This window comes from Agromyces sp. P2_B3, from assembly GCF_056404815.1.
This window is the reverse complement of sequence record NZ_JBFUDH010000004.1, coordinates 92,633-111,455: the sequence shown is the minus strand read 5'-3', so window position 1 is coordinate 111,455 and position 18,823 is coordinate 92,633. Positions and strand designations below refer to the sequence as shown.

The 18,823-nt window shown below is 72.6% G+C and carries 18 protein-coding genes; 4 read left to right on the top strand and 14 right to left on the bottom strand.

Annotated features, from left to right (window positions below; translation table 11 throughout):
- Positions 1-57: 57 nt before the first annotated feature.
- From fdxA to AC1DZA_RS08550, 12 genes are all read right to left on the bottom strand, one after another.
- The gene (gene fdxA, locus AC1DZA_RS08605) at positions 58-384 is read right to left on the bottom strand and encodes a ferredoxin (RefSeq protein WP_159604961.1); all 327 of its coding nucleotides are present in this window, start codon (positions 382-384) and stop codon (positions 58-60) included.
- Positions 381-1,814: an FAD-dependent oxidoreductase gene (locus AC1DZA_RS08600; RefSeq protein WP_476761637.1), complete on the bottom strand. Its 1,434-nt coding sequence runs from the start codon at positions 1,812-1,814 to the stop codon at positions 381-383. Before AC1DZA_RS08600 ends, fdxA begins: the two co-directional genes overlap by 4 nt.
- A gap of 48 nt (positions 1,815-1,862) precedes the next feature.
- Positions 1,863-2,738, bottom strand: a complete 876-nt coding sequence (cobA, locus tag AC1DZA_RS08595; RefSeq protein WP_476772434.1) for a uroporphyrinogen-III C-methyltransferase — start codon at positions 2,736-2,738, stop codon at positions 1,863-1,865.
- The gene (locus tag AC1DZA_RS08590; RefSeq protein ID WP_476772433.1) at positions 2,735-3,730 is read right to left on the bottom strand and encodes an ABC transporter permease; all 996 of its coding nucleotides are present in this window, start codon (positions 3,728-3,730) and stop codon (positions 2,735-2,737) included. Before AC1DZA_RS08590 ends, cobA begins: the two co-directional genes overlap by 4 nt.
- Positions 3,720-4,463 (bottom strand): ABC transporter ATP-binding protein, encoded by a 744-nt coding sequence (locus AC1DZA_RS08585; RefSeq protein WP_476772432.1) that lies wholly within the window; start codon positions 4,461-4,463, stop codon positions 3,720-3,722. Before AC1DZA_RS08585 ends, AC1DZA_RS08590 begins: the two co-directional genes overlap by 11 nt.
- Positions 4,464-4,472: 9 nt before the next feature.
- Complete coding sequence (locus AC1DZA_RS08580) at positions 4,473-5,597, bottom strand: ABC transporter substrate-binding protein (RefSeq protein WP_476772431.1); 1,125 nt, start codon at positions 5,595-5,597, stop codon at positions 4,473-4,475.
- Positions 5,594-7,003 carry a sulfate adenylyltransferase subunit 1 gene (locus AC1DZA_RS08575; protein ID WP_476772572.1) on the bottom strand — a complete coding sequence of 470 codons (1,410 nt, stop codon included), beginning with the start codon at positions 7,001-7,003 and terminating at the stop codon, positions 5,594-5,596. The genes AC1DZA_RS08580 and AC1DZA_RS08575 overlap by 4 nt, the downstream gene beginning before the upstream one ends.
- Positions 7,004-7,014: 11 nt before the next feature.
- Positions 7,015-7,938 carry a sulfate adenylyltransferase subunit CysD gene (cysD, locus tag AC1DZA_RS08570; protein ID WP_476772430.1) on the bottom strand — a complete coding sequence of 308 codons (924 nt, stop codon included), beginning with the start codon at positions 7,936-7,938 and terminating at the stop codon, positions 7,015-7,017.
- On the bottom strand, positions 7,935-8,678 hold the full coding sequence (locus AC1DZA_RS08565) for a phosphoadenylyl-sulfate reductase (protein ID WP_476772429.1): 744 nt from the start codon (positions 8,676-8,678) through the stop codon (positions 7,935-7,937). The genes cysD and AC1DZA_RS08565 overlap by 4 nt, the downstream gene beginning before the upstream one ends.
- The gene (locus AC1DZA_RS08560) at positions 8,675-10,462 is read right to left on the bottom strand and encodes a nitrite/sulfite reductase (protein ID WP_476772428.1); all 1,788 of its coding nucleotides are present in this window, start codon (positions 10,460-10,462) and stop codon (positions 8,675-8,677) included. Before AC1DZA_RS08560 ends, AC1DZA_RS08565 begins: the two co-directional genes overlap by 4 nt.
- A 240-nt stretch (positions 10,463-10,702) precedes the next feature.
- Positions 10,703-11,455: a sirohydrochlorin chelatase gene (locus AC1DZA_RS08555; protein ID WP_476772427.1), complete on the bottom strand. Its 753-nt coding sequence runs from the start codon at positions 11,453-11,455 to the stop codon at positions 10,703-10,705.
- A gap of 475 nt (positions 11,456-11,930) precedes the next feature.
- Entirely contained in the window at positions 11,931-12,830 is a 900-nt protein-coding gene (locus AC1DZA_RS08550; RefSeq protein ID WP_476772426.1) for an alpha/beta hydrolase family protein, read from the bottom strand.
- Positions 12,831-12,926: 96 nt separating this feature from the next.
- Here AC1DZA_RS08550 and AC1DZA_RS08545 point away from each other — a divergent pair, with 96 nt between their 5' ends.
- Positions 12,927-13,583 carry a TetR/AcrR family transcriptional regulator gene (locus AC1DZA_RS08545; protein WP_476763578.1) on the top strand — a complete coding sequence of 219 codons (657 nt, stop codon included), beginning with the start codon at positions 12,927-12,929 and terminating at the stop codon, positions 13,581-13,583.
- A gap of 42 nt (positions 13,584-13,625) precedes the next feature.
- Here the strand turns inward: AC1DZA_RS08545 and AC1DZA_RS08540 are convergent, their stop codons facing one another.
- Both AC1DZA_RS08540 and AC1DZA_RS08535 read right to left on the bottom strand, forming a co-directional pair.
- Positions 13,626-14,435, bottom strand: coding sequence for a PDC sensor domain-containing protein (locus AC1DZA_RS08540; protein ID WP_476772425.1), 810 nt, complete (start codon positions 14,433-14,435; stop codon positions 13,626-13,628).
- Positions 14,432-15,265, bottom strand: coding sequence for a FadR/GntR family transcriptional regulator (locus AC1DZA_RS08535; protein WP_476772424.1), 834 nt, complete (start codon positions 15,263-15,265; stop codon positions 14,432-14,434). The genes AC1DZA_RS08540 and AC1DZA_RS08535 overlap by 4 nt, the downstream gene beginning before the upstream one ends.
- A 131-nt stretch (positions 15,266-15,396) precedes the next feature.
- On the opposite strand from AC1DZA_RS08535, the gene AC1DZA_RS08530 reads away from it, so the two are divergent.
- The 3 genes from AC1DZA_RS08530 to AC1DZA_RS08520 all read left to right on the top strand — a co-directional run bounded on the left by AC1DZA_RS08530 (position 15,397) and on the right by AC1DZA_RS08520 (position 18,821).
- Positions 15,397-16,446 (top strand): ABC transporter ATP-binding protein, encoded by a 1,050-nt coding sequence (locus AC1DZA_RS08530; protein ID WP_476772423.1) that lies wholly within the window; start codon positions 15,397-15,399, stop codon positions 16,444-16,446.
- A gap of 123 nt (positions 16,447-16,569) precedes the next feature.
- The gene (locus AC1DZA_RS08525; protein ID WP_476763919.1) at positions 16,570-17,751 is read left to right on the top strand and encodes an ABC transporter substrate-binding protein; all 1,182 of its coding nucleotides are present in this window, start codon (positions 16,570-16,572) and stop codon (positions 17,749-17,751) included.
- Positions 17,752-17,870: 119 nt separating this feature from the next.
- On the top strand, positions 17,871-18,821 hold the full coding sequence (locus AC1DZA_RS08520) for an ABC transporter permease (RefSeq protein ID WP_476772422.1): 951 nt from the start codon (positions 17,871-17,873) through the stop codon (positions 18,819-18,821).
- The last annotated feature ends 2 nt before the right edge of the window (positions 18,822-18,823 follow it).

Sequence of the window (18,823 nt, the reverse complement as noted above, 5' to 3'; positions counted from 1 at the left end):
GACCCCGAAGCGGCCGATCGTGACCACTCGAAGCGCGGTCCCGGCGCGGCGTGCGGATCAGTGCGCGGCGACCTGCGGCGGCAGCGCCGCCACGAGCGGGTGGTCGAAGTCGAGCGCGCCGACCTTGGCGGCGCCGCCGGGTGAGCCGACCTCGTCGAAGAACTCGACGTTCGCCTTGTAGTAGTCGGCCCAGACGTCGGGCAGGTCGTCCTCGTAGTAGATCGCCTCGACCGGGCAGACCGGCTCGCACGCACCGCAGTCGACGCACTCGTCGGGGTGGATGTAGAGCGAGCGCTCACCCTCGTAGATGCAGTCGACCGGGCACTCGTCGATGCAGGCGCGGTCCTTGACGTCGACGCACGGCAGCGCGATGACGTAGGTCACGAGCCGACCAGTGCGCCGGCGCGCGAGATCTGCACCTGCTCGTCGCGCGGCACGACCTTCACGCGCTCGCGAACGATGTCGGCGTGCGCGGCATCCGCCGGCTCCCACGCCTCACCGAGGCCGCGCTCGTGCGCGTCGAGCTCGAGCCATCCGGCCCAGGTCGTGAAGCGGATGCCGCGGGCCTCGAGCAGCTCGAACACCTCGCCGCCGTCGGGCCCCGCCGACACGGTCGGCTCGGGCAGCGCGCCCGCCGCGGCATCCGACAGCAGGTTCGTAATCGTCTCGAGGGCGTCGCCCTTCGTGTGCCCGATGAGTCCCACGGGGCCGCGCTTGATCCAGCCGGTCGCGTAGACGCCTGGGATCGGCGCGCCCGCGGCATCCGTCACCCGGCCGCCGTCGTTGGGGATGACCGCGCGATGCTCGTCGAACGGCACGCCCGGCAGAGCCGAGCTCGCGTAGCCGACCGCGCGGTAGACCGCCTGCACGGGCACGTCGACGAACTCGCCGGTGCCCTCGACCGAGCCGTCGCCCACCGGGCGGGTGCGCTCGAAGCGCACGCCCTCGACGCGGTCGGAGCCGAGCACCTTGACGGGGGCGTGCAGGAAGTGCAGGTGCAGGCGACGCGACGCGGTCGGCGCCCAGTCGGCGGGCTTGCGCCAGCCGTTCAGCGTGCGGGTCATGACCTTGACCTGGTTGTTCGAGGCGAGCAGCTGGTCTGCGTGCGGGTCGCCGGCGGCGCGCTCGAAGTCGTCGTCGTAGACGATCACGTCGACGTCGGGCACCTCGCCGAGCTCGCGCAACTCGATGGGCGTGAACTTCACGTGGGTGGGGCCGCGGCGCCCGAAGACGTGCACGTCGGTCACGGGCGACGCCTCGAGGCCCGCGACGACGTTGGCCGGGACATCCGTCGACAGCAGGTCCTTCGGATGCTTCGCCAGCACACGCGCGACGTCGAGGGCGACGTTGCCGTTGCCGATCACGGCGATCTGCTCGGCCTCGAGGGCCCACTCGCGCGGGACGTCGGGGTGACCGTCGTACCAGGCGACCACGTCGGCGGCGCCGTAGGAGCCCGGAAGATCGATGCCCGGGATGTCGAGCGGGGCGTCCTTCAGCGCGCCGGTCGCGAAGACCACGGCGTCGTACCGCTCGCGCAGCTCGTCGACCGTGACGTCGCGGCCGACCTCGACGTTGCCGATGAGCCGGATGGTACCCGCGTCGAGCATCTCGTGCAGCGAGTTGACGATGCCCTTGATGCGCGGGTGGTCGGGCGCTACGCCGTAGCGGATCAGCCCGTAGGGCGCGGGGAGCGACTCGAACAGGTCGATCGCGACCTCGCCGCCGGCCTCGGTGACCTGGCGGTTGAGGATATTGCCGGCGTAGATGCCGGCGGGGCCGGCGCCGACGATCGCGACGCGGAGATGACGGGGCATGGCAGCAAGGCCTTTCGGTGGGGGACCGGGAGGTCGGTGTGTCGGAGTTCAGTGCGCGGTGCGCGCGGCGGCGTGCTCGCCGATCGCCGCGGGGGCGTAGGGGCTCAACGTCACGACGTCGCCGACGACGACGACCGCGGGCGAGTGGATGCCGCGTCGCGCCGCCTGCAGTGCGATCGAGCCGAGCGTGCCGACCGTGACCCGCTGGCGCGGCCCGTAGCCGTCCTCGATGATCGCGACGGGGCAGTCGGCGCCGCGCTCGCCGCGGGCGAGCGTGATCGCGGAGTTCGCGAGCGTGCCGATGCCCATGAGGAGCACCACGGTGTGGTCGCGTCCGCCGCCGAGCGACTGGATCTGGTCGTGGCCGGTGACGACGGTGAACGTCGTCGCGAGGCCGCGATGGGTGAGCGGGATGCCCGCGATCGCCGGTACCGAGATGGCGCTGGTGATGCCCGGCACGACCTCGACGTCGACGCCGGCGTCTCGGCAGAAGGCGACCTCCTCGCCGCCGCGGCCGAAGATGAACGGGTCGCCGCCCTTGAGCCGCACGACCTGCTTGCCGTCGCGTGCGAGGGTGACCAGCAGCGCGTTGATCGCGTCCTGCGGAACGGCGTGATGACCGGGCAGCTTGCCGACGTCGACGACCTCGGCGCGCAGCTCGACGCCCTCGGCGGCGAGTCCGTCGAGCACGCCGCGCGCGCCGAGCCGGTCGGCGACGACGACGTCGGCGGCCTCGAGCGCACGCAGCCCGCGGATCGTGAGGAGTCCGGAGTCGCCGGGTCCGGCCCCGACGAGCGTGACGCGGCCGGTGACGGACTCTCGAGTGGGCGATGTTGGCGATGACGCGGGGTGCGCTGCCGCCAACTTCGCCCACTCGGTGGCGGTGCGGGAGCCGGAGCCCCGGTCGTTCGTGGGCGCGGTCATCGCGTGCCTCCCTGGAGCAGGCCCCGGCGGCGCAGCATCCGTCGCTCGAGGGGGGCGAAGAAGACGAGCTCGATGAGGATGCCGATGAACAGGATCACGAGCACCGTCGCGAGCACGCCGCCGATGTCGGCGAGCTCCCGGCTCTGCTGCAGCATCGAGCCGAGCCCGAAGCCGATCGTGCCGCCGACGGCGATGATCTCGGCGGCCATGAGCGAGCGCCACGAGAACGCCCAGCCCTGCTTGAGGCCCGCGACGTAGCCCGGCAGCGCCGCGGGGAGCACCACGAGGGTGGCGAGCCGCGTGCGGTTGGCGCCGAGCACCGTGCCCACGCGGCGGAGCTGCGGCGGCACCTGCTCGACGCCCGCGATGAGGCCGTTCACGATGGAGGGCGTCGCGCCCATGAGCACGACGAAGTACACCGTGGCATCCGTCAGCCCGAACCAGAGAATCGCGGCCGGCACCCACGCGACCGACGGCAGCACCTGCAGGCCCGAGATGATGGGGCCGATAGCTCGGCGCAGCGGCTTCACCTCGGCGAGGAGCAGCCCGAGGGGCGTGCCGACGATGACGGCGATGAGGAAGCCGACGACGCCGCGCTCGAGGCTCGTGATCACGGCGAGCTGCAGGCGACCGGACTCCCAGCCGGCGAGCATCGCGTTGAACACGTCGACCGGGCCGGGCACGATGTCGGGGCGCGGCTGGGCGATCACCACGTAGAGCTGCCACGCGGCGATGAGGGCGACCACGAAGAGGATGGGCGGCAGCACGCTCGTGGTGAAGCGGCGCCAGGCGCTCTGTGCGCGCTCGGGGGAGGTCTGCAGGCGGTCGAGTCCGGCCTCGAGGCTGCGCAGGTCGTCGTGGTGCTCACGGGCATCGTGAGCGGATGCCGCGGGCGCGCGCTCGGAGTCGGTCGCCGCCGCGGCGGCGGCGCGGGCGGCGGCCGCGCGGGCGGCGGCCTCGCGCTCGTCGAGGAGAGTGGCGTCATGCGGCATTTCGGCGGATCTCCTTCCGGAGCTGCTCGGTGATCTCGATCGAGAGCGCCGCGACCTCGGGCGACTCGATGCGTCGGCCGGCGGTCTCGGCGATGCGCCACTCGCCGGCTACCCGACCGGGGCGGCTGGAGAGCAGCACCACGCGCTGGCCCAGCCGCGCCGCCTCGCGCACGTTGTGCGTGACGAACACGATCGTGCGGCCGGTCCGGCGCCACACGCGCTCCAACTCCTCGTGGAGCAGGTCGCGCGTGATCGCGTCGAGCGCGGCGAACGGCTCGTCCATGAGGAGCACGGGCCGGTCCTGGGCGAGGGCGCGGGCGAGGGCGACGCGCTGTCGCATGCCGCCCGACAGCTCGTGCGGGCGCTTCTCCGCGGCATCCGCGAGGTTGACGACGTCGAGCAGCTCGAGTGCCTCGCCCCGGCGGGCGGTGCGCGGCACGCCCCGGAGGCGCAGCGCGAGCTCGACATTCTGCCTGGCGGTCAGCCACGGCATGAGCGCCGACTCCTGGAACATCACCGCGGCGCCCTCGGCGGGCACATCGATCGAACCGCTGGTCGGCGCATCCAGCCCCGCGATGAGGTTGAGCAGCGTGGACTTGCCGCAGCCCGAGGCGCCGAGCAGGCAGACGAACTCGCCCGACTCGATCGACAGGTTCACGTCGTCGAGCACCAGCGGGCCGGCGCCGAAGCGCTTGCCCAGCCGGTCGATGCGGATGGCCGTCTGCCCGCTCATGGGTGGCTCCTACTCCTCGCCGAGGCCGCCGGCGGAGACCGGCTCGGCGTCGTCGGACTCGAGCAGCTCGTTGAGGAGGCGCAGGTCGAACAGCCCGTCGATCGAGCCGTCCTTCTGCGTTCCCGCCTCGAGGCCGTTCTCGACGAGCGTCTCGAAGGTCTCGGCGTGCGGGTCCACCCCGAACGTCACGTGCTCGAGCGCCCGGGTGATGACCGCCTCGTCGAGGGTCTTGCCGGTGTCGGCCTCGAGCGCGGCGTTGATCACCGCGGGTGCCTCGTCGGCGTGCTCGTCGAGCCAGGCGACGGATGCCACGTGGCCCTCGAGCAGCGCCTTCACGGTCTCGGGGTGCTCCTCGAGGAAGTCCGCGCGCACGAGCAGCACGGTCGTGGGGAACGCGCCGTCGTCCCAGAGGTCGGCCTCGTCGACGAGCACGTGCGCGCCGCGGCCGCCGTCGGCGAGGAGGCGGGAGACCCAGGGCTCGGGCAGCCAGGCGCCGTCGAGGCCGCCCTGCTGGAAGAGGGTGAGGGTCTGCGCGTTCTCGGTGGGCGTGATGTGCACGTCGCCGCCGCCGGTGGTGTCGGTGGTGTAGCCCTCGTCGGCGAGCCACGAGCGCAGCGCCACGTCCTGCGTGTTGCCGAGCTGCGGCGACGCGAGCGTGGTGCCCTCGAGGTCCTTCGCCGAGTCGATGCCCTCGCGCACGACGAGCGCCGCACCGCCGGTGGCCGCGCCGGCGACGACATGCGCCGACTCCCCGCCCGACTGGATGAACGTGTTGATCGACGGGTTCGGCCCGATGTAGGTCGCGTCGATGGCTCCGGCCGAGAGCGCCTCGATGGCGGCGGGTCCGGCGTTGAACACCTGCGTCGTCAGCTTGGTTTCGCCGAGCGCGTCGGCGAACAGGCCCTCCTGCAGTCCCACGAGCGCAGGGGCGTGCGTGACGTTCGCGAAGTAGCCGAGGCGCAGCTCCTCTGCGGGAGTGGTCGACGCCGAGGCATCCGCCGCCGCCGTCTCACCCGCCGCGGACTGCGGGGCGCAGCCGCTCAGCGCGAGCACCGCCGTGGTGACGATGGCGGCCGCGAGCATCATGCCCGCGACCAGGCCGAGGCGGGAACGGGCGCGTGAGGTTGCGGTCATGCTGCTACTCCTTCGGTGTCGGTGGTTGTGCGGGTGGTGCTGGTGCTGCCGGCGTCGCCGGTGGCCGGCGTCACCGGTGCGGTGACGATTCCGGCAGCGAGCGTGGCGCCCGACTGCGGGTCGATGACGAGGAACGCGCCGGCGCGACGGTGCGCGGCGTACTCCTCGACGGGCAGTTCGGCCGCGAGGCGCACGCGCACCTGGCCGATGTCGTTGACGGCGAGGCCGTCGGCGGGCTCGAGGGCGAGCGAGTCGAGGTCGCGGCGGCCCACGATCTCGGGCACGAGGGCCTGCACCGTGCTGGTGCCCGACTTCACGAGCACGCGGGCGCCGGGCCGCAGCGGCTGGGCGCCGAGCCAGAACAGCGCGGCGTCGAGCTCGCGACGCGGCTCGGGCAGCGCACCGGCCGCCACCACGACGGCACCGCGGGCGGCGTCGAGCTGGTCGGCGAGCCGCAGCGACACCGACTGCGGGGCGGATGCCGCGTCGAGCTCACGCGGGCCCGCGTCGATGCCCGTCACGGTCGTGCTCGCGCCGCCCGGGAACACCTGCACGCGGTCGCCGACGCGCACGGTGCCGGAGGCGATGCGTCCGGCGAAGGCGCGGTAGTCGCGGAAGCGTTCGGGGTCGGCCACGTCGGGTGCCAGGGCGCCCTGCGGCCGGATGACGAGCTGCACCGGCATCCGCAGTGCCTCGAGCTCGGTCTCGAGCTCGTCGACCGACGGCAGGGTCTCGAGGAGCTCGAGCAGGCTCGGGCCGTCGTACCACGGCGTGTTCGCCGAGCGGTCGACGACGTTGTCGCCGGCCAGGGCCGACACGGGGATGACGTGCGCCTCGGGCAGGCCGAGCTCGCGCGTGAGGGTCGTCACCTCGTCGGCGACCGATACGAACGCCGCCTCGGAGTAGCCGAGCAGGTCGATCTTGTTCACCGCGACGATGACGTGCGGCACCCGCAGCAGCTGCACCACGGCGAGGTGGCGGCGGGTCTGCTCGAGCACGCCGTTGCGGGCGTCGACGAGCACGACGACCGCGTCGGCCGTGGTCGCGCCGGTCACCATGTTGCGCGTGTACTGCACGTGGCCGGGGCAGTCGGCGAGGATGAACGACCGGCGACCGGTCGAGAAGTAGCGGTAGGCCACGTCGATCGTGATGCCCTGCTCGCGCTCGGCGCGCAGGCCGTCGGTGAGGAGGGCGAAGTCGATCGCGCCGGGCTCGCCGCCGAAGCCGCGTTCGGCCGACGTGCGGGCCACCGACTCGAGCTGGTCGGCGAGGATCGCCTTCGAGTCGTGCAGCAGGCGGCCGACGAGGGTCGACTTGCCGTCGTCGACGGAGCCTGCGGTCGCGAAGCGGAAGAGTGCGTCGCTCACGCGCGCATCGCTTCGTGCGTCGCCCAGGGCGCCAGTCAGTGCGTCGCTCATCAGAAGTACCCGTCCTTCTTGCGGTCCTCCATGGCGGCCTCCGAGATGCGGTCGTCGGCCCGGGTCGCGCCGCGCTCGGTGAGGGTCGACGTGGCCACCTCGGCGACGACGTCGGCGACGGATGCCGCGGCCGACTCGACCGCGCCGGTGCAGCTCATGTCGCCGACCGTGCGGTATCGAACCGTGCGACGCTCGACGACCTCGTCGGCCCGGGCCGGCGAGACATCCGACACCGCGCGCCACATGCCGTCGCGCCGGTACACCTCGCGCTCGTGCGCGTAGTAGAGCGGCGGGAGCTCGATGCCCTCGCGCTCGATATAGCGCCACACGTCGAGCTCGGTCCAGTTCGAGATCGGGAAGGCCCGCACGTGCTGGCCGACGGTGTGCCGGCCATTGTAGAGGTCCCAGAGCTCGGGGCGCTGGTTGCGCGGGTCCCACTGGCCGAACTCGTCGCGCAGGCTCAGGATGCGCTCCTTCGCCCGGGCCTTGTCCTCGTCGCGGCGGGCGCCGCCGAAGACGGCGTCGTGGCGGCCGGCGGCGATGGCGTCGAGCAGGGGCTGCGTCTGCAGCGGGTTGCGGGTGCCGTCGGCGCGCTCCTGCAGCCGGCCGTCGTCGAGGTAGTCCTGCACGGCGGCGACCTCGAGGCGCAGGCCCAGGCGCTCGACCGTGCGGTCGCGGAAGTCGATGACCTCGGGGAAGTTGTGGCCCGTGTCGACGTGCAGCACCGGGAACGGCACCTTGGCCGGCCAGAACGCCTTGGCGGCGAGGTGCAGCACCACCACGGAGTCCTTGCCGCCCGAGAAGAGCAGCACGGGGCGCTCGAACTCGGCGACGACCTCGCGGATGATGTGGATCGACTCGGCCTCGAGGGTGTCCAGCGCGTCGAGGCGCGTGCCCCGGGCCAGGGTGTCGGTGACGCTCATAGGTGCAGCCCGCATTCCGTCTTGGCGAGGCCGGCCCAACGGCCCGACCTCGGGTCCTCGCCCGCGGCGACGGGCTTCGTGCACGGTTCGCAGCCGATCGAGGGGTAGCCGTGCGACATCAGGAGGTTCACGGGCACCTGGTGCGCGCCCGCGTGGTCGAGGAGCTCGTCGAAGGTCCACGCCGCCAGCGGGTTCACCTTCACGAGGCCGTTGCGCTCGTCCCACTGCACGAGCGGGGTGTTCGTGCGGGTCGGCGCCTCCTCGCGGCGCACGCCCGTGAACCACACCTCGTAGCCCGAGAGCGCCTGCTGCAGCGGCGCGACCTTGCGAAGCGCGCAGCACTGCGCCGGGTCGCGCGAGAACAGCTGCGCCCCGTACTCGGCGTCCTGCTGGGCCACGGTCTGCTCGGGCAGCACGTCGACCACGCGCACGTCGAGGGCGCGGGCGACCTCGTCGCGCGTCACGTAGGTCTCGGTGAAGTGGTACCCCGTGTCGAGGAACAGCACGTCGACGCCCGGCAGGTCGGCGGCGACCACGTGCGGCAGCACGGCGTCGGCCATCGAGCAGGCGACGGCCGCGGCATCCGGCGAGAAATTGCGGGCCACCCAGGCGATGACCGCGGCGGCGGATGCCTCGTGGTCGGTGAGGCTGCCGAGGTCGGCGTTGCCCGCCTCGGCCAGGGCGCGCAGCTCTTCGTGCGACCGCAGGGTCGCGGCCCGCGGTGCGAGGGACACGCTCATTGCAGGGCCTCCTCGTCGGCTCGGTGCGCCCACTCGGCGAACGTCTCGTCGGAGGCCGCCTCGCGCTCGGCGAGGAAGCGGCGCACGACGCGCTCGACGTAGTCGGCGAGGCCGTCGGCGGTGACCTTGAGGCCGCGCACGGTGCGACCGGTGCCGGCCTCCTCGCGGGTGGCGGAGGCGAGGCCGCCGCCGAGGTGCACCTGGAAGCCCGGAGTCTGTCCGCCGTCGCCGTCGGGGAGGAGCTGGCCCTTCAGCCCGATGTCCGCGGTCTGGATGCGGGCGCAGGAGTTGGGGCATCCGTTCACGTGCAGGCTGATCGGGTGCGGCAGGTCGATGCCGGCGAGTCGCTCCTCGAGTGCGATGACGGCGTTCGTGGCCGTCTGCTTCGTCTCGACGATCGCGAGCTTGCAGAACTCGATGCCCGTGCACGCGATCGTGCCGCGGCGGATGAGGCTCGGGCGAGCCTGCAGCCCGATGGCGTCGAGCTCGGCGATGACCTGCTCGACCTCGGCCTCCTCGATGTCGAGGAGCACGAGCTTCTGGTGCGGCGTCGTGCGCAGGCGGGTGGACCCGTGCCGCTCGAGCACGTCGGCGATGGCGGTGAGGATCGATCCCGAGACGCGCCCGACGAACGGGGTGACGCCGATGTAGAAGCGTCCGTCCTTCTGGCGGTGCACGCCGACGTGGTCGCCCTGCGTGAGGGGCTTCGGCGCGGGCGGTCCGTCGGGGAGGGGTGCGCCGAGGTACTCGGTCTCGAGCACCTCGCGGAACTTCTCGGCGCCCCAGTCGGCCACGAGGTACTTCAGGCGAGCCTTGTTGCGGAGGCGCCGGTAGCCGTAGTCGCGGAAGATCGACGTGACGCCGAGCCACACGTCGGGCACCTGCTCGGGCGCCACCCAGGCGCCGAGGCGCACGGCGAGGTGGGCCGCCGTCGAGAGGCCGCCGCCGACCCAGAGGTCGTAGCCGATGCCGAGTTCCGGGTGGTCGACCGCGACGAACGCGACGTCGTTGATCTCGTGCACGACGTCCTGGCTCGGGTGGCCCGTGATCGCCGTCTTGAACTTGCGCGGCAGGTTCGCGAGCTCGGGGTCGCCGATGTAGCGGGCGGTGATCTCGTCGATCGACGGCGTCGGGTCGATGAGCTCGTCGGCGGCGATGCCCGCGACCGGCGAGCCGAGCACGACGCGCGGCACGTCGCCGCACGCCTCGGTGGTGCCGAGCCCGACGGCTTCGAGGCGACGCCAAATCTCGGGCACGTCCTCGACGCGCACCCAGTGCAGCTGAATGTTCTGCCGGTCGGTGAGGTCGGCGGTGTCGCGGCCGAACTCGGTCGAGATGCCGCCGATCACCCGCAGCTGCTCGGTCGTGAGCTGCCCGCCGTCGATGCGGACGCGGAGCATGAAGTACTCGTCCTCGAGCTCGTGCGGCTCGAGCGTCGCGGTCTTGCCGCCGTCGATGCCCGGCTTGCGCTGCGTGTAGAGCCCCCACCAGCGGAATCGGCCGTGCAGGTCGGTGGGGTCGATGCTCGCGAAGCCGCCGGCGGCGTAGGTCGACTCGATGCGCTCGCGCACGGCGAGGCCGCCGTCCTCCTGCTTCCACGCCTCGTTGGCGTTGAGCGGGGCCGTGCCGTCGACCTTCCACTGCCCGTGCGGGCGCGAGGCGGGACGCGGCGGGCGTGCGGGGCTGTCGGCGCGGGCGGTACGGTCTGCGCGCTCGGCGCGGGCGGGGCGCTCGCCGGCGTCCGAGCGGGCGGGCGCGGCATCCGTCGTCGTCGGTGTGGTCATCGGCGTCTCCTCTCCTCGTCCGGCGCAGCACACCTGGGGCAGTGCGCTTCAGGTGGGGTGTCCGGTCGAAGCTAGGCGAGGTCGGCGGCATCCGACAGGGCGCGTGTCATGCCCGGTCATGCCGTGTCGCATTGCGTCACACGACGTCGTGTTTCGACACAGGCGGTTGCAGGGCGTCGGTGGACGGTAGAGGGCGACGGATGCCGCGTGGCGCGGGTGCGCGGGTGCGCGGGTCGCCGATCAGGCCAGGCGGGCGGACGCCGCGGCGTGGCGGTCGAGCACGATCTCCACGAGCTCGGCGGGTGCGGGTTCGTCCTCCACGAGCAGCGGGCGTGCGGTCACGTCGGCGCCGGCCGCGCGGGCGAGGTCGTCGAAGTAGCCGGGGGCGAGCAGGTAGTTCGCGACCACGACCCGGGCGCCGTCGGCGGCGGCATCCGCTCGGGCCATCGCGACCGCCTCGGGCAGGCGCGGCTGGGCGGCCGAGAGGAACCCCGCCGTGACCGCGCGTCCGGATGCCGCGGCGAGCCGCTTCGCCATGTCGAGGCAGTCGACGACCGCACGCCGGTCGCTCGACCCGGCGACGGCGAGCACGATCCGGTCGTCGTCGCGGAGTCCCGCTTCTTCGAGCCGCCGCAGCAGCACCGTCGCGAGCCGGTCGTCGGGGCCGAGGGCGCCGGCGAGCACGACCGTCCGCCCGCCCTGCTCGTTCTGGTGGTCGACCGCCTCGGTGAGGTCGACGTACACGTGGTACCCGGCCGACAGCAGCAGCGGCACGACGACCGCGGGCTCGTCGGGCTCGAGCGAGGCGAGCGTGGCGGCGACGTCGGGCTGTTCGACGTCGACGTGTCCGAGCCGCACGCTCGGCGGGGCATCCGGATGCCGCTGCACCACCGCCGCGGCGACCGCGTCGTGCAGCCCGCGCACCGCACGGCGGCCTTCGTCGGACGAGGTGCCGTGCGAGATGCCCACGAGGGCAGGGGTGCGAGCGGCCATGCCCCCATCGTCGCAAATCGGGGCGGCCCGCCGCACCCCGGCGACGTCGCGTGACCGGGCCGCGCTGGTGCCGGGGGTCTCGCCGTCGCGTGGCTGGGCCGGGCGTGCTCGCCGCGCCTGGTGGCGTCGGGGCCGCATGCCCCACGGAGTAGATCCGCACGAGCGGAGGTGCCCGCGCGACGTGGCGACCTCCCGCGGCGCGGATCTCCTCCCGCGGGAGTCGGTTCGAGCGGGGTGCGCGAGCGCCCCTCAGGCAAACGGCCGCCGCTCAGGCCGATTCGGGCGGAAACCGCCTGAATCCCGGACGATCGCCTGAACCACCGGCGCGTGCAGGGGTGCACGGGCGGCGCCGAGCTGCCGTGCGGGGTGGATGGGGGCGGCGCCTCCGCCACGGGAGGGATCCGCGCAGGGGGAGGTACCCGTGCGGCGTGACGACCTCCGGTGTGGCCGATCTCCTCCCGCGGCGCCCGGCGCGTCAGGCGGAGGCGGCCGGCACGCCCTCGGCGCGCAGCCGGTCGAACGCGGACAGGCCGCCCACCGTGAACGCGGTGACCGCGTCGAGCGTCGCGTCGGCGCCGAGCACCATGGAGTGTCCCGCGCCCTCGGTGACCACGAGGCGTGAGTGCTCGCCGTGCGCGGCGTGCAGGCGCTCCGACTCGGCGACGGGCACCTCGCGGTCGGTGCGATCGTGCACGAGCAGCAGCGGCACTCCGGCGGGCAGCGGATGCCGCACCGCGTCGAACCTGGCGTAGACGTCGGGCACGTCGGGCAGCACCCGACGGGCGAACCGCCCGGCCAGCACGCCTGCGGTCGCGGGGCCGACGCCGACCCGCGCGGCGAACGAGTCGACGAGGAAGCGCGCGTCGGCCATGCCGGCGATCGCCACCACGCCCCCGGCAGCAGTGCCCTCGTGCACGGCGGTGAGCGCCGCGAGCGCGCCGAACGAGTGCCCGATCACCGTGCGGAACATGCCGTGACGGTGCTGGAGCTCGTCGATGGCACCCAGGTAGTCGCGGATGTCGGTGCGGCGTCCGTCGGAGTCGCCGTTGGCGGGCGCGTCGAAGCCGACCACCCGGTAGCCGGCGGCGCGAAGCTCGCGCACGATCGGGCCGAACTGCGAGGCGCGGCCGCGCCAGCCGTGCACGACCAGCACGGTCTCGGGCCCGTGCCCCCACGAATACGTCGTGATCGAGCGGCCGCGCACGGAGATCGTGCCGCGATCGGCGTGCTCGTGCACGGCCCGGTCGGTCGGCCGCACGGGCAGCGGCGGCCCGACCCGTCGGAACAGGGGCAGCGCGAGTCGCCCGGCGAGGGCGGGAGAGACGCGATCGGCCGCACGCACGGCGGCGACGAGTGCGGTGGTGGCGGGGTGCATGTCGGCCTCCAGAATGGTGCCCGGTGCGGCATCCGATGAATGAGTACGAACGATCGTACTTACACTATACGAACGATCGTGCGTAAACTGAAGCCCATGAACGATATCGACGGCCGGCGGGTGCGCGGCGACGCTTCGCGACGCATCGTGCTCGAGCGCGCCGCCGACCTCGCGTCCATCGACGGACTCGACGGCCTCTCGATCGGGCGCCTCGCCGCGGCCGCCGACGTGAGCAAGAGCGGCGTCGCCACGCTGTTCGGCACGAAGGAGCGCCTCCAGCTCGCGACGGTGGAGGCCGCCACCCAGCGGTTCCGCGAGGCCGTGCTCGAACCGGCGCGGGTCGAGCCACGCGGCATCCGTCGCATCGCCCTGCTCCTCGACCTGTGGATCGCCTACTCCCGCGACCGCGTCTTCCCCGGCGGGTGCTTCTTCGCGGCCGCCGCCGCCGACCTCGACGCGAAGACGGGGCCCGTGCACGATGCGGTCGCGCAGGCCTTCGACAGCTGGGGCAGCTACCTCGAGGTCGCGATCGGCTATGCGATCGATGCCGGCGAGCTCGACGGCCACGCGGATGCCGCGCAGCTGGCGTTCGAGGCGACCGCACTGCTCGACGGTGCGAACGCGCGGTCGGTGCTCTCGGGATCCCGGGAGCCCTACCTCCGTGCCCGGCGTGCGCTCACCGATCGGCTGCTGGCCGCGGGGGCCGAGCCCGGGGCGATCCGCGCGCTGACCGAGGGCGACGACCTCGCCTGACCAGCGCGGCGCAACCTGCCCGGCCGGACCGGGCCCGGGATCTCAGGCCTCGAGCACGAGGGCCAGCGACGTGTCGCCGCACGGCAGCACGGCTTCGCCGCCCGGCAGGCTCGCGGCATCCGTCACGGCGACCGCGTCACGCAGCGGGGTGAGCGCCTCGGGGAGTCCCTCCAGTCGCAGCAGGGCGCCGGTCGCGCGCCTGGCGTCGGTCGAGGCGACGATGCGGCCCGACGCGTTCACGAGGGTGCACGGATGCCCCGACTCGCGGATGACCGGGAGCAGCACCTGCTCGAGGCGGGCGACGTACAGGTCGGTGCCGATGAGTCCGACCATCTCGCCGTCGACGCGCACTGGCGTCGTGATGGTCACGGTGTAGTCGTCGGTGCACAGGTAGTCGACGTAGGGACCGGTGAGGTGCCGGCTGCCCGTGCGAGCGGGGACGCGCCACCACTCGAGGGTCGTGTAATCGCGGAACTGCTCGGAGTCGGGGTCGCTCACCGCCTCGAGGCGGCGGAGCTTCGGGTCGGGGCCGGCGCCGAAGGTGTTCGAGCCGCTCAGCCACCACGCCAGATGCCAGGGCGCGTCCGCGAGGAAGCCCGGCGCGGCGACGAACCCAGCGCCCGTGATGAGGGTGCCGTCGCGCTCGAGCTCGGTGCTCACGAGGGCGGCCACGATCGGGTCGAGGGTCTCGGCGGTGGGCTCGGTGGAGCCGGTGAGGGCGCCGGCCAGCGGGCCCGACAGCTCTCGCTCGAGCACGTCGCGCCACCCGTCGATCATGGCGAAGACGGGGTCGATCGTGGAGGCGATGCGCCGTGCGATGTGCTCGGCGGCGACGTCGACGGTGACGCTCATGGCCTCGCTCCTTCCGATGATGCGACCGCGGGTGCTGCGACCGCGGATGCCTCGGCCGCCGGCGTCTCGGCGTGGGACGGGCTCGCCTGCTCGAGGCGCACCTTCTCGTCGATGAGCCACTCGACGGCCGAGGCGATGTGCTCGGTGGTCGCGCGTCGTGCACGTTCGGGTTGCACGGTGCGGATCGCCTGGATGACCTCGAGGCGAGCGGTGCGACTGCGGTCACGAGAATCCTGCTCCCTCAGGCACAGCCAGAGCAAGGGCCCGGCCTCGGCCTGCAGGCGCAGCTCCTCGTGCACCAGCCGCGGGGACTGGCTGACCGCCGCGATCTCGAGCTGGAATCGTCCGACCGCGCGCCGCGCGCCGCCCGGGGTGGTCAGGTCGGCGCGGGCGTCGACCTCGACGAGGCTGGCGAGGTCGTCCTCGCTCGCGCGGTCGGCCGCGACCTCGGCGGCCATGCCCGCGATCGCGGCGTAGTGGAGCGACAGGTCGCGCAACTCGATGCGGCTGAGCGAGCGCACGCGCTCGTCGATCATGCGCATCGCCGCATCCCGGTCGTGGGTGATGAAGCTGCCGCCGTCGCGTCCGCGCCGGGTCTGCACGAGGCCCTTGTCGCGCAGCGCGACGAGCGCCTCGCGGGCGGTGACGACGGCCACGCCGAGGCTGCGTGCGAGCTCGGATTCGCTCGGCAGGCGCTCGCCGTCGCGGAGCACGCCCGCGACGATCGCGTCGGTGAGGCGCTGCTCGACGAGCTCCGCGCGGCCCGCGCCGTCGAGCGGTGAGAAGACGACCGCGCGCGTGGCGTCGGCGCGGCCCGTGGCCTGCGGCATCCGACCTCCCGGCATGCGTCACGACGGCGTTCCGGCCCGTCGTCGGAACTGTGACACGACCGTAACACGCGGGTCTGGCGGAAAGCATCTGGATCCATATGATTTGAATCACGCACATCGAAGGAGACGTCATGACCGACCAGCAGCCGGCCATTCGGCTGACCGGGCTCACGAAGGAGTTCGGCGCCGTCACCGCCGTCGACCACGTCGACCTCGAGATCGGCGCCGGCGAGTTCTTCTCCATGCTGGGCCCGTCGGGGTCGGGCAAGACGACGGTGCTGCGTCTCATCGCCGGCTTCGAGCAGCCGACCGCCGGCACCATCGAGCTCTTCGGCCAGGACGTCACCAAGCGCGCCCCGTTCGACCGCGACGTCAACACGGTGTTCCAGGACTACGCGCTGTTCCCGCACATGAGCGTGCTCGACAACGTGGCCTACGGGCTGCGCGTGCGCGGACTCGGCCGCAGGGAGCGCAACGACCGCGCCATGCGGGCACTGGCCTCGGTGCGGCTCGAGCAGATGGCGGCTCGCAAGCCCTCGCAGCTCTCGGGCGGCCAGCGGCAGCGCATCGCCCTCGCCCGGGCCACGGTCGTGCAGCCGAAGGTGCTCCTGCTCGACGAGCCGCTCGGCGCCCTCGACCTGAAGCTCCGCGAGCAGATGCAAGTCGAGCTCAAGGAAATCCAGCGCGACCTCGGCATCACGTTCATCTTCGTGACGCACGACCAGGAGGAGGCGCTCACCCTCTCCGACCGCATCGCGGTCTTCAACGACGGTCGCATCGAGCAGCTCGGCACTCCCGCCGAGCTCTACGAGCGGCCCAGCTCGCGGTTCGTCGCCGACTTCGTCGGCACCTCCAACCTGTTCGACGCCGACCGCTCGCGCGACCTGCTCGGGCGGGAGGGCCACCACTCGGTGCGCCCCGAGAAGATGACCGTCACCCGCGACGGGCTTGCCGGGGAGGGCGTCGTGAACCTGCCGGGCACGGTCGTGGAGGCGATCTACCTCGGCAGCGGCGTGCGCCTCGTCGTCGACCTCGACGACGGCACGCGCGTGACCGTGCTCGAGCAGAACGACCGCGATCGCATCCACGACGACGAGCGCGGCGATCGCGTCGTGGTCTCGTGGCACGCCGACGACGTCGTGCACCTCGGCACCGAGGTGCTGCCGGGCATCTCCGGCTGAGGCATCCGCCCGGCCGCGGCATCCGCCCGACCGGCACCGACCAGACCACCGCCACACGGCATCACCACCGACCAGCACCACCACCACCACCACACGGCATCACCCGAAGAAGAGGAGAGAACCATGAAGCGGATTCCGCGCACGGCCCGCCGCGGCGCCACCGTCGGGCTCGCGATCGCATCGGTCGCGTTGCTCTCGGCATGCGGCACCACCCAGGCGGGCGGCTCCGGAGGCGGCGAGGCCGCCACCGAGCTCGGCGACATGGAGGGCCAGGTCTCGCTGCTCGCGTGGCCCGGCTACGTCGAGGACGGCTCGAACGACCCGGCCGTCGACTGGGTCACCCCCTTCGAGGAGGACACCGGCTGCAAGGTCACGGCGAAGACCTTCGGCACCTCCGACGAGGCGCTGAGCCTCATGAAGACGGGCGACTACGACGTGGTGTCGGCGTCGGGCGACGCGTCGCTCCGCCTCGTCGCCGCGGGCGACGTCGCGCCGGTGAACACCGACCTCATCCCGAACTACGCCAACGTCTACGACTTCCTCAAGGACCAGTCGTGGAACTCGGTCGACGGGGTCCCCTACGGCGTGCCGCACGGCTACGGAGCGAACCTCCTCATGTACAACACGGAGGTCTTCCCGACCGCCCCCACCTCGTGGGACGTCGTGTTCGACAAGGCGAGCGAGAACGCGGGCAAGGTCACGGCCTACGACTCCCCGATCTACATCGCGGATGCCGCGGTGTACCTCATGGCGCACAACCCCGAGCTCGGCATCGAGAACCCCTACTCCCTCGACGAGGAGCAGCTCGCCGCGGCCGTCGACCTCCTGAAGGAGCAGCGCGCCAGCATCGGCGAGTACTGGTCGGACTACCTCAAGCAGACCCAGGCCTTCGAGACCGGCGACTCGGTCGTCGGCACGACGTGGCAGGTCACGCAGAACGGACTCGCCGCATCGGGTGCCCCCACCGAGGTCGTGCTCCCCGACGAGGGCACCACCGGTTGGTCGGACACGTGGATGATCTCGTCGAAGGCGAAGAATCCGAACTGCGCCTACGCGTGGCTCGACTACATCGCGAGCCCCGAGGCGAACGCGGCGGCCACGTCGTACTTCGGCGAGGCGCCCTCGAGCGATGAGGCGTGCGAGTACCGCGAGGACTGCGAGGCGTACCACGCTGGCGACGCCGACTACGCGTCGCAGATCTGGTACTGGTCGACGCCGATCGAGAAGTGCCTCGACGGACGCACCGACGTGAAGTGCACCGACTACGCCGCGTGGACGCAGGCGTGGCAGGAGATCAAGGGCTGACCCGGCCCTGACGACGGAGCGCTCGGCCCGACGAGCTGCTCCACCCCCTGCGGGTCGAGGCCGCCACTCCCTCCGGCGCCTCGGCCCGCAGGATCCCCGTTCGAGATGAAGGACCACGCATGACGACGCACGCTCCCGCTCCGCCCGGCGCCCCGGCGAACGCGCCCGGCCCGGCGCGCGACGCGGTGCCGCAGCCCCGCCGCACGCCGGCGCGCGCGGCATCCGTGTTCCTCAGCACCCACCCGCGCACGCGGCTGGCCCTGCTGCTCAGCGCGCCGCTGTTCTGGCTCGGCATCGTCTACATCGTGGCGCTCGTCCTGCTGCTCGTCACCGCGTTCTGGTCGGTCGACAGCTTCACCGGCGAGATCAGCCAGACCTGGACGCTCGACAACATCATCACGGTCGTCACGGGGTCCCTGTACCAGACCGTGACCCTGCGCACCCTCGGCGTGGCGCTCGCCGTGACCCTGATCGACGTGCTCCTCGCGCTGCCGATCGCGTTCTTCATGGCGAAGGTCGCGTCGCCCCGGATGCAGCGCATCCTCGTGATCGCGGTGCTCACGCCGCTGTGGGCGTCGTACCTCGTCAAGGCGTACGCCTGGCGCTCGGTGCTGTCGCAGGACGGCATCCTCGAGTGGCTGGTGGCGCCGTTCGGCGGGCACACGCCGGGCTACGGCCTGCCGGCGACGATCATCACGCTGTCGTACCTCTGGCTGCCGTACGTGATCCTCCCCATCTATGCGGGACTGGAGCGCGTGCCCGACTCGCTGCTCGAGGCATCCGCGGATCTCGGCGGCCGCACCTGGCCGACCATCCGCCTGGTGGTCTTCCCACTGGTGCTGCCCGCCATCATCGCGGGCACCATCTTCAGCTTCTCGCTGTCGCTCGGCGACTACATCACGGTGAACATCGTGGGGGGCGCGAACCAGATGCTCGGCAACCTCGTCTACACGAACGTGGGCGCGGCGAACAACCTGCCGCTCGCGTCGGCGATCGCGCTCATCCCGATCGTGATCATCTTCGGCTACCTCTTCCTCGTGCGTCGCACCGGCGCCCTCGACAACCTCTAGGG